This is a genomic window from Ancylomarina salipaludis (assembly GCF_004122035.1).
GTDB lineage: Bacteria > Bacteroidota > Bacteroidia > Bacteroidales > Marinifilaceae > Ancylomarina > Ancylomarina salipaludis.
On record NZ_SAXA01000004.1, the window covers coordinates 88,147 to 103,844 of the forward strand.

The 15,698-nt window shown below is 38.7% G+C and carries 13 protein-coding genes and 1 riboswitch; of the genes, 2 read left to right on the plus strand and 11 right to left on the minus strand.

The features are described 5' to 3' along the window. Positions 1–16: 16 nt before the first annotated feature. The 9 genes from EO244_RS05895 to EO244_RS05935 form a co-directional block, all read right to left on the minus strand. On the minus strand, positions 17–235 hold the full coding sequence (locus EO244_RS05895; RefSeq protein WP_129253734.1) for a hypothetical protein: 219 nt from the start codon (positions 233–235) through the stop codon (positions 17–19). A gap of 125 nt (positions 236–360) precedes the next feature. Beyond that, the gene (locus tag EO244_RS05900; RefSeq protein WP_164977420.1) at positions 361–828 is read right to left on the minus strand and encodes a hypothetical protein; all 468 of its coding nucleotides are present in this window, start codon (positions 826–828) and stop codon (positions 361–363) included. A gap of 143 nt (positions 829–971) precedes the next feature. Beyond that, positions 972–1,631, minus strand: coding sequence for an anaerobic ribonucleoside-triphosphate reductase activating protein (locus EO244_RS05905; protein ID WP_129253736.1), 660 nt, complete (start codon positions 1,629–1,631; stop codon positions 972–974). 12 nt (positions 1,632–1,643) lie between these two features. Then, positions 1,644–3,788, minus strand: coding sequence for a ribonucleoside triphosphate reductase (locus EO244_RS05910; RefSeq protein WP_241687948.1), 2,145 nt, complete (start codon positions 3,786–3,788; stop codon positions 1,644–1,646). A gap of 93 nt (positions 3,789–3,881) precedes the next feature. After that, positions 3,882–4,054: riboswitch (cobalamin riboswitch) on the minus strand. Between the two features lie 175 nt (positions 4,055–4,229). Next, positions 4,230–5,375, minus strand: a complete 1,146-nt coding sequence (locus EO244_RS05915; protein ID WP_129253737.1) for a N(5)-(carboxyethyl)ornithine synthase — start codon at positions 5,373–5,375, stop codon at positions 4,230–4,232. Positions 5,376–5,765: 390 nt separating this feature from the next. Further along, entirely contained in the window at positions 5,766–8,279 is a 2,514-nt protein-coding gene (locus EO244_RS05920) for a S9 family peptidase (protein WP_129253738.1), read from the minus strand. 256 nt (positions 8,280–8,535) lie between these two features. Further along, positions 8,536–8,958, minus strand: coding sequence for an OsmC family protein (locus tag EO244_RS05925; protein ID WP_129253739.1), 423 nt, complete (start codon positions 8,956–8,958; stop codon positions 8,536–8,538). Positions 8,959–9,058: 100 nt separating this feature from the next. Continuing rightward, complete coding sequence (locus tag EO244_RS05930) at positions 9,059–9,625, minus strand: cysteine hydrolase family protein (protein WP_129253740.1); 567 nt, start codon at positions 9,623–9,625, stop codon at positions 9,059–9,061. Between the two features lie 28 nt (positions 9,626–9,653). Continuing rightward, positions 9,654–10,547: a LysR family transcriptional regulator gene (locus EO244_RS05935; RefSeq protein WP_129253741.1), complete on the minus strand. Its 894-nt coding sequence runs from the start codon at positions 10,545–10,547 to the stop codon at positions 9,654–9,656. A 146-nt stretch (positions 10,548–10,693) separates the two neighbouring features. Here EO244_RS05935 and EO244_RS05940 point away from each other — a divergent pair, with 146 nt between their 5' ends. Both EO244_RS05940 and EO244_RS05945 read left to right on the plus strand, forming a co-directional pair. Then, positions 10,694–12,691 (plus strand): urocanate hydratase, encoded by a 1,998-nt coding sequence (locus tag EO244_RS05940; RefSeq protein WP_129253742.1) that lies wholly within the window; start codon positions 10,694–10,696, stop codon positions 12,689–12,691. A 276-nt stretch (positions 12,692–12,967) separates the two neighbouring features. Beyond that, entirely contained in the window at positions 12,968–13,492 is a 525-nt protein-coding gene (locus tag EO244_RS05945) for a hypothetical protein (protein ID WP_164977421.1), read from the plus strand. A gap of 208 nt (positions 13,493–13,700) precedes the next feature. Here EO244_RS05945 and EO244_RS05950 read toward each other — a convergent pair whose 3' ends face one another. Both EO244_RS05950 and rsgA read right to left on the minus strand, forming a co-directional pair. Beyond that, the gene (locus tag EO244_RS05950; RefSeq protein ID WP_129253744.1) at positions 13,701–14,351 is read right to left on the minus strand and encodes a hypothetical protein; all 651 of its coding nucleotides are present in this window, start codon (positions 14,349–14,351) and stop codon (positions 13,701–13,703) included. A 105-nt stretch (positions 14,352–14,456) separates the two neighbouring features. After that, positions 14,457–15,515: a ribosome small subunit-dependent GTPase A gene (rsgA, locus tag EO244_RS05955; RefSeq protein WP_129253745.1), complete on the minus strand. Its 1,059-nt coding sequence runs from the start codon at positions 15,513–15,515 to the stop codon at positions 14,457–14,459. Positions 15,516–15,698: the final 183 nt, after the last annotated feature.

The following is a 15,698-nucleotide window of genomic DNA, read 5'->3' on the forward strand; positions in this document are numbered from 1 at the left end:
ACTGTTCTTGTTTAGATTATAATTCGTCTAATAATTCGTCAACTTCTTTGGCAGCTTTATCAATATCATCCTTTGCTTTTTCTAATTGAAGGGTGACAGAGTCGATTTGATTCATTTCGTTTGTTGAATTCTCGAGTTTGGGAGCAGTCATTTTTTTCTCATTCTTCGTTTTCTTATCAGCACAGCTGAACAGAAACAGAAATGAAATTGCCAGAATAAAAATACTTTTTTTCATACTTGGGGGATTTAAATTTTACTTCTCATCCTTTAAAGTTAATGAAAAAGTGTTGATTGTCAATAAATAACAAATCCCAACTTGCAAGCCTGCAGGTTGGGATTTCTATTGTTTTTCAGTTCTTATTAGAATACATATCGGACTGAGAGTGCAAACCCATCACCCCAAAGGCCTGAATAGCCAATCAGGTTCAAGGCAGGTTTCCAGTCCACACTTAAATTAATCGGAATTTCACGAATATTGTATTCCAAACCTAAAATACCATCTAATCCAAGTACTGTGTAGTCCTTACCATCATCTCCCCAATGCGCATGATCACCATCCCAAAAGCCAATATGACCACCAAAGCCGTAATACCAATTAAAACCTGGTTCGTTAAAAGCCCTAGCGTGAATTTCATACAAACCGGTTAGGTTCACACCTTGCCATCTCGATGAAATAATACCCTCAAGGGCAGCATTATTCTTAATGAAATGTTTGATCGTCAATCCATTTGCTGATCCCCCTCTAATACCGATTCCCGTACCATAATCTTGCGCCTGAGCTAAAGTGCCAATACAAAACAGGCAAACAATTAATAACAGTTTTTTCATAATTTTCAGTTAAATGTATTTTTATATCTAAATGTAAAAGTAAACAATTTTGAATCTTTATACACAAACTATTTGATGGTTGAAATATTGTGGACTGACTGTTATTTCTAAGATTAATCAAATTAATGTCTATTATTTAGATACTAAAGCTTGATTGCTTCGAGTTCACTTTTTGAAAAAGGCTCAAATTCCGGATTATCATTAAGCGTGATTTCGGGATTGTAGTTTTGAATCTTATAATGCTGATTAAAACGTTTCTTTAAGCTGTTAATTTGATCGATTTTATGAAGTCCCTTTACGATAGTTGTTCTGAATTCATAAGCAATACCTGAATTTTCGATAAGTCCTATGGATTCCATAACGTTTTTGAAGCCGATGGTGCTCAAAGCATAACCGACACCTTGTCTGTAGCTCTCAAAGTCCAATACGTGTTTGATATCCATAGCAATGGAATCAATCAGTTTATTTTCCGTGAGATACTTAATCTGATTGGGATAGGTTCCGTTAGTATCTAACTTGACCTTTAGGCCCATATTCTTAATTTTACGGATGAAGTCAGGCAAATCGTTGTGAATGCAAGGTTCTCCTCCCGTGATACAAACGGCATCCAGGAGGTGCTGGTACTTTTGCCAATAGGCGAATAGTTCACTTTCCTTATAACATGAGCCAAATTTATCGGGTAAGACGAGGTCGGGGTTGTGACAGTATGGACAGCGAAAATTACAGCCCTGTGTAAAAACCACAGAGCTGATATTTCCAGGATAGTCGATAAGACTTTGTTTCTTGAATCCTGCTATTTTCATTGAGATAAAAGTTTAAACAAGTTCCGGTTCTTCTATTTCAATCATTTTATCAAAGAGTTTTCTGTCTTTGTATTCGGCTTGTTTGCCGTTGTTCCATTGATCAACGGGACGTAAATACCCCACAATTCGGGAATAAACTTCGCAGATATGATGCTTTCCTTCAGTTTCACATTTGGGACAAGTTTTGTGCTCGCCGTAGATGTAGCCATGTTCTGGGCAGATACTGAATGTTGGAGACAGGGTGAAGTAGGGCAGTTTGAAGTTTTCGCAAATGGTTTTGGCTAATTTTTTTACCGATTCGGGAGGCAACTGACTTTCGCCTACAAAGGTATGGAATACGGTTCCTCCTGTGTATTTGGTTTGCAAGCTGTCCTGCAACTCCAGTGCTTCAAAAATATCGTCAGTATAACCCACGGGCAACTGGGTGGAGTTGGTGTAATAGGGCGCTGCGTTCTGTTCTTTCACCTGACTTTCGTTGGCTACAATGATATCAGGAAATTCATTTTTATCGAGTTTAGCCAGGCGATAAGTAGTGCCTTCTGCCGGTGTGGCTTCCAGGTTGTAAATATGTCCCGTTTCTTCCTGAAAGGCCTGCAATTTGTCACGCATAAAGTCCATGATTTTTTCTGCAAAAGCATGTCCTTCTTTTGTTGTGATATCCATTCCCAGAAAGTTTAACAGTAATTCATTCATGCCCACCAGACCTATGGTCGAGAAATGGTTGTCCCAATAGGCACCATTCTTTTTATGGATGTTTCGCAAATAGAACTTGGAGTAGGGATACAAGCCATTATCGGTAAGTTTTTCGATTACCTTGCGTTTGATTTCCAGACTATCTTTAGCCAGATCCATCAATTTGTCGATTCTTTGCAGAAGTTCGTCTTCGTTTTTCGATTCGTAAGCCAGGCGCGGCAGGTTAAGTGTCACCACACCCACAGAACCCGTTAGGGGATTGGCTCCAAACAAGCCGCCACCACGTGATTTCAATTCGGTGGTATCCAAACGCAGGCGACAACACATCGAACGCACATCGTCGGGTGACATATCGGAGTTCACGAAATTTGAGAAATAGGGAATCCCATATTTGGCTGTCATCTCCCAAATGGGTTGACGGTATTCGTTATTCCAGTCGAAATCCTTGGTGATGTTGTAGGTGGGTATAGGGAAGGAGAATATACGGCCACAAGCATCACCTTCAGTCATTACTTCGGCAAAGGCTTTGTTGAAGATATCCATTTCGTGCTGGTAGTCGCCATAGGTTGTTTCCTGTAGTTCCCCGCCAATAATTACCGCCGTATCCTTCATGTTGTTGGGAATTTCCAAATCGAGAGTGATATTGGTAAAGGGGGTTTGAAACCCCACACGTGTGGGTACATTCATATTAAAAACAAACTCCTGAAGAGCTTGTTTGACTTCCTTATACGACAAATTATCGTGGCGAATAAAGGGAACCAGGTAGGTGTCGAAGTTGGAAAAGGCTTGGGCTCCGGCAGCCTCGCCCTGCATGGTGTAAAAGAAATTGACGATTTGCCCCAAAAGGGTTCTTAAATGTTTGGCAGGCTTGCTTTCAACCTTGCCCGGTACGCCTTTAAAACCAAGCCGAATTAGTTCTTGTAAATCCCATCCCACGCAATAGACACTTACAAATCCCAAATCGTGAATGTGGAGTTTCCCTTGCTTGTGCGCCTGACCAATTTCACTTGGATAAATTTTATTTAGCCAGTACTGCGAGCTGATAATGGTGGAGATATGCTGGTTCATTCCCTGCAGTGAATAGGAAGAATTGGCACTTTCTTTTATTCGCCAATCGTTGTTGTTCAGATAGTCATCAATAATGTCGATGTTCGAAAAAAGTTCTTTGACATCCCGGATACTCTCGTGTTGTTTTCGATAGATGATATAAGCCTTGGCAGCTTGATAGTGTTTCTGCTCGAAGAGTTCAAACTCGACCGCATCCTGAATGTCTTCGACACTTGGGGCATCCGTTTTAAGTTTTGCGATGACACTTTGCGTGATTTGATCGGCAAGGGCTCGGTTGGGCGAACCAACGGCACGTAAGGCTTTGAACACAGCAAAGCTGATTTTTTCCGATTCGAAGTTGACGATGCGACCGTCACGTTTTTGTACTGTTTTAATAGCACCATTAATTTTCATCATGTCTTAAATTTTAAATTAAAGAATTAATGGTAGCTGGGGGTAAAATACAAGAAAGCAGTAAAGTCTTCCTAAGCTTTTTCTCCCGAAAGCTACGAATTACGATCAAAAATGACAGGTCTTCCGGCTTATTGCATTTTACCTGGCCTTCCCATTCGCTTGAGGCGGACAGTGGCTTTTGAAAAGGTAAAACCTATAGGCAATTTACGGCTGCGGGGACAGCTACTGATTTTAACAGTATTCCCTTGATCAATTTTGCTTTATAAAAGTAGAATGAAAATTGACATGTTAAATGAAAAATCCATTATACTTATTAAGAAGTAATGAACAATTGAAATTAATTTAAGATTCCAGGATTTTGGATTTTCAGTGGGCAGGGGTAAAAAAAATCCCGACCTGCCAGTGCAAGTCGGGATTTGAATATATTAAGTGTACAAGCCGATCTTAATTCAGCAACTTATGTGGGTATTTCTCATTTCTGTTTTGGAACGACAGAATTTTTGAATTCTGGATAACCCCTTTATTTATTTCAATTGCTTTGGAAATTGGATCGTTTTGTTCCCAGACTTTAGAACCGCCTATAATAATGGGCAAAAAGGGGAGTAAGGCTTCTGAAATTTCCCATGATGCAGATTGCCAGTAATAACTGGGACTGTGATCGACTGAATAATAGAATTTGCCTTCTGACTCAAACATAGGATGTTCAAAACTTGTTGGCTTGGCACACCAAAAGCCCATATCTTCATCGCAACTGATATCGATAATAAGAGTGCCTTTTTTTAATTTATTTTCATCTTCTTTGGGGACAAACATAATAGGATGTTCTGTATCCTGAAGGATACCATTAACAATAATATCAGTATCTGACAAAACTTCAGAAAAAGGGCGTGTATTACCGTCAGGTTCAACTGAATGTAAATTTCCTAAGCTGTCATTTTTCATTTGTTTGAACGATATACCAGGCAGTTGATCACTCACATCTGTTGATATTCGGTTGGTATAAACAGTTATATCCTGAATACCCTGACCTTGTAAGGCATAGACAGCCCCTCGACTTACCGAGCCAAAACTCAGCACGACTGCCTTTCGAGCTTTGCCATAATTACCCGCAATTCCGACAAGGCTTAATGCGTGGTTGACTCCGGCATAGCCAGCCATTTCGTTGTTCTTATAAAAAACATGCATGTTCTTATCACCAGAACGGCTCCAGGTAAACATTTCTTCCCAGGCGATGAGGGTTAGTTTTCGATCAATGGCAATTTGGGTATTTTCTTGTTGCTGCACACAGTGTGGCCAGCCCCATACAATAGCACCTTCTCGTACTTGAGACAGATCAGCTGCTAATGGCTTAGGCATAAGAACACAATCGAAATTGTTTAATATTTCTTTTCTTAAGGCAACTCTCCCAGATGTGAGTTGAGCAATAGTTTGATCGTCTACACCAAATCTTAAGCCATAGCTTTTTTCAAAAGTCATTTGTTTTCGTAATTCCAGAGGAATACGTTCGATGTGTTCCGGATGAATTGCAACGCGTTCTTCATTTTCTTTTAGTGAGCTGCCGACAATGCCGACAGTTAAAAGTTCTGACATATTATTGGGTGTTGATTACAGAAATAAAATATTTCATATCTGCTTCATATGGTATATATCATACCACACACTTTCTAACATTATTAATGACAGGCATGCTTTGTGCATATGGATAGAGTCGTGATGGAGGATGGTTATGTGGTTTGCTCTATCCGTCTGTTTGAGGTCGATTTAAAATATCGAATTCTCAAAGGTAGTCAATTTATTACATTCTGTTTGGTAAATATCTTCTTAGATTAATTATTATAAGGAACTTATAGTTGTTTGTGTGATTGGGTTGATTCCAGCTTGCATCCTGTCAGGTAGTAACGCTTACGGTTATTCTATATGAAAAAAAATCCCGACCTGCCAGTGCAAGTCGGGATATCATTGTCTTTTCAGATATTAGGACTATCTTTTTTGGGGCTGATCTTTTTGCATTTCGACATAATCTGCAGACGATCTGAAATCACCGATCAGATATTTACAAAAATATTCGCCACGCAACCAGAATGAGTATTCGCTCATATTACCAAAACCATGACGTTGGCCAGGGTATAAGAAGAAATCGAATCGTTTGTTCGCCTTAATCAGGGCATTGGCCATTCTGATGCTGTTGCCCGGATGTACGTTGTCATCAATATCACCCGTTACAATCATCAATTTCCCTTTCAGGTTTTTAGCCAGGCTAGGGTTGGTGTCAATTTTATACTGGAAAGTGGTATCACCCTTTTCGCTCACAACTTCTTTCACACCATGATGCGTTTCGCTCCACCAGCGGTTGTAAATATTGTTATCGTGATTCCCTGCTGCAGATACGGCAACTTTAAAGAAATCGGGATAAACCAACATGGCAGCTGTTGACATGAATCCACCACCTGAGTGACCGTAAATTCCGACCTTATTGATATCGATAAAAGAGTATCGGTCAGCCAATTGTTCGATACCTACTTTTTTGTCTTCCAAACCATAGTCTCTTAGGTTGCCATAACCGTAGTTGTGGTACCATTTCGAGCGGGCAGGATGACCACCACGGTTTCCCATAGTTACAACGATGAAACCCAGTTGAGCCATACGATCGGCTCTATCCATACGCACAGAGAAGCTTTTGTAAACCGCTTCTGTCTGAGGACCGGGATAAACGTAAGTTAGGATGGGGTACTTTTTGTTTGGATCGAAATCGAATGGCTTGTACATCACGCCATAAATGTCCGTAATACCGTCGCCTGCCTTTACTTTAAAGGTTTCAGGGAATTGATATCCTGTTTCGAATAAACGGGTTAAATCTGTTGTTTCAAGATCCATCAATTTATTCCCTTTTGAATTGTAAAGGGCAGATACGGGAGCGGTATTTACTCTGGAGGCATTATTGACAAAATAATGAGTTTGATCGTTTAAATCCGAATCATGATTAAAGTCGCCTTTATTTAGAATCTGTAAGCCGGTACCATCGAAATTCACACGGTAAAGATGCGAGTAATAAGGGTCTTCACCTTTTTCGCGGGCATTGGCTGTAAAATAAAGCACACGGTTTTGCTCATCGATTCCTTGAATTCCATCGCAATGCCAAGGACCTGAAGTGATTTGATTCTTTAGTTTTCCTTTTTCATCGTAAAGGTAGAAATGAGCCCAACCATCGCGCTCTGACCAATGAATCAGTTCTTTTCCGTTATTTACCAATGCAAAAGGACTTCTGCCTTCGATATAGGTGTTTAAGCGTTCTTCTATAAGGATGTTTACTTCACCAGTTGTGGTATTTGCGGTACAAATGTCCACACGTTTCATATCACGACTTGTGCGTTTGAAATAAAGCAAATCACTTCCCTTATTCATCCATTTCGAGAATTTGACATCATCCGCTTCGTTACGTTTTTGTCTTGGAGCTGTCAGGATAGAAATTGTTTGATCTTTGAAAGCATTGGCTTTCACTTTAACCGCTTTCTTGCTTTCCCAGTCGAAAATTTGGAGCTCGTATTGAGGCGCTTCTTTCTCGCCAGCCATGTGGTATTTATAGCTTTGCAATGTTGGTCGGCCTTTGGCAACCGAATTGATGACCCAAAGATCTTTTACTTCGCGTTCGTCTTCACGGGTTAAAGCAAATTTTTTCGAATCGGAAGAGAAGGTGACATAAGCCTCTTTTCTCTTGTCTTTATCTTCTTCTTTTTCTCTATTGGTTTTGCTATATGAGTTGGTGCCGTAGCAGTAATGCTCAACACCATCAGTAGTAAGCTGGTGCTCAACAATGGTTGAGTCCTTTTCATTCTTCTGAGCTTTTTTGTAGTTTTCAGCATCCATCCACCATAGGTTATGCTGTTTGGCAAAAATCACATATTCCTGGTTTGGTGCTACAGATGCCCAGTCTTTTTGTTCAAGGGGCTTTTCAAAATCGTCAAGCAAATTCAGTTTTTTCGAAGCCAGTGTGTATTCAAAGTGCCACACTTTCGCAACCATTTTCTTTTTGGCTTTATCTTTTTTCTCTTTATCGTTCTTTTCTTCCTGCTTGTCGCCCTCTTCATCTTTGTCCTCTTCTTCAACCAGTTTACTCTTTACCTGAAACTGAAGAACTTTTTCATTATTGATGAATTTGATTTTATCAATGTAAAGATGTTGAGCGTCGAATGGATCACCGGTCAGGCGACTCATGTCAGCAGCCATTTTAACCACATCGAACAATTTGCTTTTTGTGTTTTTTACAGGATCTACTAAATAGTAAAATTGTCCTTCCGGAGTGCGGTAGGTGTACCAAAATTTTTCACCATTTTTTAACCAGTGTGGATTTACACTGGTCGAGAAGACCATTTTTCTTAATCGGTTTGGCGAAAATTTGGCCGCCAGTTCAAAGTTTGCTTTTGTCACAGGCGTTTCCTGTGCAAACACACCAATTCCTATCAAAACGAATAGGAGCGTGAGTAGGTTTCTTTTCATGTTTGTTGGTTTATGATTGAGTTGTCCAATCCCTCTTTGTGAGAGATTCTCATTTAAGCCCACTAAAATAGATAACTGCCCAACATAAAACACTAACAAAGTTCAGTTTTCGATAAAAAATAGAATTGGCGGGTTGTAAGGGTAAGAAAACAGTTTAGTTATGGGATAGAAAAAAGAAAGTGACAGATCCTCTGATAAGGAAATGCCACTTTCTTAAAGAAAACCGTTTAAATTGAGTTTTTGTACGGTTTAGACTCTATATTATTACCTCTCCGTTTAAAAAGAGCTTGTACTGAATATCAACGGAACTTTGTAAAGTGATAGACACTGAGCAATATTTTTCAAAGCTTAAGGCTGCTGCACGTATGACTTTTTCGGCAGGTATATCACCTTCCAAATAGATTTCAAGCGTTATGGCTTTAAAAGGTTTGGCATCTCCAAGTTCCCGGGTTTCGCCGTCTATTTCAACCTTATAGGATTTGATTACCTGGCGTTGTTTTTTCAGGATGTTGATGATATCAATGGCGGAACAACCGCCAACGCCCATTAACAGGAGTTCCATAGGACTGGCACCCTGAACCTTTTCAAGTGTCGAGTTATCCATTAATACGGGAACACCACTGGCACCTTTAGCTTCCATCAAATAGTCGTCATTTATTCTTTCAATACTTACTTTCATATGTTTATAATTTTCTTTTTAAGGTCATATGGAAGTCGCCAATAATCATCCCGAGTGTGAAAAGGGACTGCTCATGGCTCGTTTCATATTCTCGTGTATTTTATATTGTTTTAAGTAGTTGTGCTGTGTTCATTATGCTTGCGAATTCGTCTTTTAAATTGCAAAGCGAAATTTGGTGAATCATCTCTGCCGGGTATTTTTCACCCTTTATACCCATCCGATCAAATGTGGCTGTGGCATCTTCGATGAGAATGACTTTATAGCCATAATTTCCAGCCATACGGGCTGTGGTTGATATGCAGTGGTTGGTTGTCAGGCCCACTATAACCAAATCTGTAATTCCATTACTATCAAGCCTTTCTTTCAAGTCGGTACCAATAAAGGCCGAGTTTACATTCTTAATAATGAGAGGCTCACCCTCTACAGGTTTAAGTTGATCGCAGATTTCGAATCCGGCATGCGATTGGTGTAATCGGGATTTGGGATCTTGCGAGCTATGAATAATGTGATAGATGGGAAGATCTAATTCTCGCCATATCGAAAGTATTTCAGCAGCTTTTACTTCTGCATCCTTATTGTTCCTGTTTCCACCCCAATAGGCTTCATCATCAAAACCTTTCTGAAAATCAATTAATAACAGAGCCGGATTGCTTTCTCTTAACTTCATAAGCGATGTTTTATGGGTTAAAAATAAATTATTTCTTCTCAGTGATAAGGGTATTGATCAGATTATCAAGAACCGGATTCGTATTCATATTATTCCAAACCATTTTTAAAGTTGTGCGTTGCGGGATATTATTCAATTCGATGAATTTAATTCCCATATCGTAGCCCAATTTCAAAGATGTGGGAACAATGGCCACTCCAAATTTGTTTTCAACCAGTCTGAAAATAGAACTGGCATTAACCGTATAATGTGAAATCAGAGGAGTGAACTGACTTTGATCGAATATCTGCATCACTTTTTCGTGATACGATTCACTGTATGAGGAATCAAAAAGAATAAAGGATTCGTCTTTAAGTTGACTTAAATTTTCAAAGGTCGATTCGTTAAGGACATGATCCTTTGGAAGGACCAGCGAGAACGTATCTTCGAAAACCGATTGAATATTGATTCCCCTTGGGACGCGTTCCATCCTCACAAAACCCACATCGATTTCATGATTCAATAGGGCTTGAATCTGCTTGTTGTTGTCCATTTCATTTAAATTGAAAAGAACCCGTGGGTGTTTGCTTTTGTATTTTAGAAGCAGATCAGGGATCACCTTTTGCATGGCTGAGCCCACATAGCCCAGTTTAAGGTTTCCATCTATACCATCATTTAATAATTTGGCGTGTGCAATCACATCATCCAGTCTTTTAAATGTATTGGTGAGTTCTTGATGAAGGTACAAACCGGCTTTCGTCAGCTCCACTTTTCGGTTATGCCGTTCAAACAAGCTGATGCCCAGGTCATTTTCCATTTGTTTGATCTGACGGCTTAAGCCCGGCTGCGAAATGTAAAGGCGTTCGGCCGCTTTTCTGAAATGCAAATCTTTGGCTAAAGCCAAGAAGTATTTATAATGCCGAAACTCTATTTGATTACTCATAGTTATTAAATCTTAACAAAACTAGTATTGTTAGGTATCAAAACTAAGAATATCTTTGCAAATAATAAAATAGAATAACATTTGGTTTTAAAAGTGAATTAACTTTAAAGACTGTAAAGATATAACACAAAACTTAAGCTAAAAATATGACGTTTCAAGAACAAATTTTACAAGGGATTCCAGCTGAATTACCTGTAAAGAAAGCTTATCCGAAGGATGCCAACCGGGCACCCAAGAGAAAAGATATTTTAACTGTTGAAGAAAAGCAATTGGCCATTCGCAATGCCTTGCGTTATTTTCCAAAGCCTTGGCATAAGGAGTTAGCCACTGAATTTGCCCAGGAACTATTGGATTATGGTCGTATTTATATGTACCGTTTCAAGCCTGATTATAAAATTTATGCTCGTCCAATCGAAGAGTATCCTGCTCAGTCGCAGCAGGCTGCCGGTATCATGATGATGATGCAAAACAACCTGGATCCGGCTGTTGCTCAGCATCCTGAAGAGTTGATTACTTATGGTGGAAACGGTGCTGTATTCCAAAACTGGGCGCAGTATTTGCTAACTATGCAGTATTTGGCAACCATGACTGACGAGCAAACGCTTCATATGTATTCGGGTCACCCAATGGGTTTATTTCCTTCATCAAAAGGAGCCCCTCGTGTGATTGTAACCAATGGTTTGGTTATTCCGAACTACTCGTCGCCTGATCATTGGGAGAAATTTAATGCGCTGGGTGTGTCACAATACGGACAAATGACTGCGGGTTCTTTCATGTATATCGGACCACAAGGGATTGTTCACGGAACAACCATTACCGTTATGAATGCCTTCCGTAAGATTTTGAAAAAAGGTGAGACCCCTGCGGGTAAAATTTTCCTGACAGCTGGTTTGGGTGGTATGAGTGGTGCTCAGCCTAAAGCAGGTAATATTGCGGGTTGTATCACAATTGCTGCTGAGGTGAATCCTAAGGCGGCGACCAAGCGTCACGAGCAAGGATGGGTTGATATCCTAATTGATTCGATGGACGAGCTGATTGCACGTGTAAAACAAGCTCAGGAAGCGAAAGAGGTTGTTTCGATTGCATTTATTGGAAATGTGGTTGATGTTTGGGAACGTTTTGATCAGGAAGATATCTTCATTCATGTGGGGTCCGATCAGACTTCTCTTCATATTCCATGGACCGGGGGTTACTATCCTGTTGATACCTCATACGAGGAATCAAACCGATTGATTCGTGAAGAACCGGAAGTGTTTAAAGAGAAAGTACAGGCAACCTTGCGTCGTCATGCGGCTGCGGTGAACAATCACACAGCTAAGGGTACATATTTCTTCGATTACGGAAATGCGTTCTTGCTTGAAGCTTCACGTGCCGGTGCCGATATTATGGCAGAAAATGGCATCGACTTCCGTTACAAATCATACGTTCAGGATATTTTAGGCCCAATGTGTTTCGATTATGGTTTCGGACCATTCCGTTGGGTATGTGCTTCGGGTAAGCCTGAAGATTTGGATATGACTGATGAACTTGCAATGCAGGTTTTACAGGAAATCAAAGAGAATTCTCCTGAAGAGATTCAATTGCAGATGCAGGATAATATTACCTGGATTAAAGAAGCGAAACAAAATAAGATGGTGGTGGGATCACAGGCTCGTATCTTGTATGCCGATGCTGAAGGTCGTTCGAAAATTGCAGAAGCTTTCAATAATGCTATTGCTGCCGGAAAGATTGGTCCCGTTGTATTGGGTCGTGATCATCACGATGTGAGTGGAACTGACTCGCCATACCGTGAAACATCAAACATCTACGATGGTTCTAAGTTTACAGCTGATATGTCGATCCACAATGTGATTGGCGACAGCTTTAGAGGCGCAACCTGGGTATCTATCCACAATGGTGGTGGTGTAGGTTGGGGTGAAGTGATGAACGGTGGTTTCGGTATGTTACTTGACGGAACACCTGAAGCGGATGCCCGCCTTAAGAGCATGTTGTTTTACGATGTAAACAATGGTATTGCCCGTCGTTCATGGGCGAGAAACGATGAGGCCATGTTCGCTATCAAGCGTGAGATGGAACGTCGTCCTGACTTAAAGGTTACTTTGCCTAACCTTGTTGAAGATAATTTGTTAGCTGATCTTTTTTAAAGATTAGTTTTGTGTAAAGGGAAAATGGGTTCAGGTACGTTCTGAACTCATTTTTATAACTTTGCTTAAATCTTAAGAATTAATCCCGGCTGGTTTTCTGGTCGGGATTCTTATTTATATACATTCTAACTTCTTTGTACAGACCTGTTTGGCATGATTAAATCTGTATTTTCTTAATTAAATATTGCAGGAATTGGCGTAAATTTATAGGTGATTCATCCTCGATAAAGCATAAGTGTTTAGAAAAAACAATATTCACTCCATAATTTTAAAATTATGCTTATTCAAAAACAAATGTCGATGAGATGGCTGACAGTGGTGTTGATGATGTGCCTCATGTTTAGCGTGAATTCCTGTAAGGATGATGACGATGATGATGGTAATGGTAATCATGTGATACCATCTTATGTGGGAACCTGGCAGTTAACCGATGAATCAGGGCTTGAAAAGCAAGTGCTGGTTATTACCGAAACTACGTTTAAAATGACCCTGGCCTTGTATATCGATGAGGAATGGGTCGATATTATGTCGGTTCAGGGGAACTATTCGGAGCTTGGAAATATTTTTATGCTTACGATTACTAGGCTTGGTATAATTGCTGATGAAGAGACCTATGAAATGGTTTATTATACCCCCGATGATCCTGAATGGGATTTGCTTTTAGATGATGAGTTTGAAATTGAGGACCAGTTTGAAGTTAAATTTGTGGTTTCAGGTAACAAACTGACGGTGATATCTGATGATAATGATGATGGTGTATTTGATCCGGTTGAAGAAGGGGAAACCTTTACCAAAGTTTAAATGCGATATAAAATGAATCTGAACTAATCAGGCTTCGGTTCAATTTATTCAGATCGGTTTGCCAAAAACAAAAAAGTGGACTCAGAATCTTTCTGAGTCCACTTTTCTGTTAGTGATTTTCTTCCAGCCACTATTAATTTTTCTTAATCTTATCAAAAATGGTCATGTTATAGGTTTTGCGTGGATTTTGCTATTTAATAATTTAAAATTATTGAGCATAAATGGGAGTTTTGTTTTCATAAATTCTTACGAAAACTACATCTTTAAAAACAAAGTTTGAATGTTCTCCAATCTCAACTATCAAATTGGATTGTGAAGCTCTTTCTTTTGTATATGTTAAATTATTAACTTGTTCAAAACTGGCTGTAACTATTCCAAGTTCTTTTATCCAATTTTTAACTAATTCATAGGTATTCTCACTTACTTTTTCAAATGAGATTTGTACTTGGAAAAATGGATTGTTTGTTGAATAATTTTGGTTGTTTTCATAGAAAAACTCTTGTACAATAGAAGGCTCACCGTCACCCTCTGTATTTTCATAAATCTTAAAAGAATAACCTTTTATTGGACAAACGATATCTCCATTATACTTAATTAATGTGTGATATTTTCCATAAGTATTTTCTGGTGTTATAACTAATATATTATCCTCGTCCTGTGATAGTGTGTAACCATATGATTTAAGTTTCTCTTCTAATTCGTTGGATTGTAATCCAAACTCAGAAACGATTTTAATTTTTTTAATTTTCTCTATTAGGATTTCTTCTTTTGTATATTCTTCTTCATTTGGTGAGATACTTTCTTCATTTGAACTGCAAGAAATTAAAACAAGTAGTAAGAGATAGTAGATTTTTTTCATTGTAAATTGTTAAATTTTGATATGTTTTTTATGTAGGTCACGCATTAGTTGTACCAGGTTCTTATAAATGTGTAATTAGTTTTATTTGTATATACATTGTTGTGCTTAGTCCTTATTCGATTTTTTATAGTTTTTAATCATTTTTCCAAAATCTTTGTCTTTTTTACGCGCTTCTGCAATGGTTGATTCAAAATGCTCTTTTTCCCGTTCCATTTTCAAGAAGTTTTCGTAGGATGATTTGTCTATTTCGCCACTTTCAACGGCCTTTAAAACGGCACAGTCTACTTCAGTGGTATGTGTACAATCTTTAAATTTACAGTCTTTGGACAATTCAATTATTGCGTTGAATGTAATTTCTAATCCATCCTTAGAATCTGCAATTCCAACTTCTCTCATTCCCGGATTGTCTATTAGAATCCCACTATTTTCGAGAACTAATAGTTCACGGTGACTTGTAACGTGTCGCCCTTTGTTTGTACTTGCACTAATCGTATTGGTTTTCATCAACTGTTTACCTGATAAGTTGTTCAACAAGGTAGATTTTCCTACTCCTGATGAGCCCAATAAACAATAGGTGTTACCTTTTTCAATAATTGTTTTGAATTTTTCAAATCCTTTTTGAGACTCATTGCTTATGGGAATTATCAGTACTTGTTTTATCCTTTCTTGAATTTTACTAACCAACTCTGATAATTTGCTATCATTTATCAAATCAATTTTATTGAGAATGATAATTGGTTTTACCTTGGATGTATTGCAAAGGGTCAAATATCTTTCAATTCTGTTAATGTTAAAATCCCTGTCAACAGCTTGAACAATGAAGGCATAATCAATATTTGTTGCTATGATTTGCTTTTCTCCTTGTTTTCCCACCGCTTGTCTTTCAATAATTGTTTTTCTTGGGAAGACAGAATGAATAAGCACTTTATTGTTGTCATATTCAGATATTGCGACCCAATCACCAACAGCAGGGAAATCAGACCTATTCTGTGCTGTAAAACGCAAGTTTCCAACTATTTCACCTTCATATTCTTTTTCAGGGGTTTTCACAACATATCTTTCCTTGTGTTCTGAGATAACGCGTCCCACACCAAAACACTCAAGATTTTGGTCTTTTCTGTAGTTTTCTAATTCTAAATTATATCCTAAATCTTCAAGTGTCATTTATTTTCTCTTGCATTAACCACAACGGTCTTGATAAGTTTTCGTGGGCGATTTCAAAGAGTAATCTTATCAAATCGCTAAAGAAGCAAGCCGAGTAAATTTGTTTATATTTTTGAACAAACCAATTTTATGGCTTGCTGCTTTTTATTAATTGGACTAAACTATCAAACTGCTCATCACCGC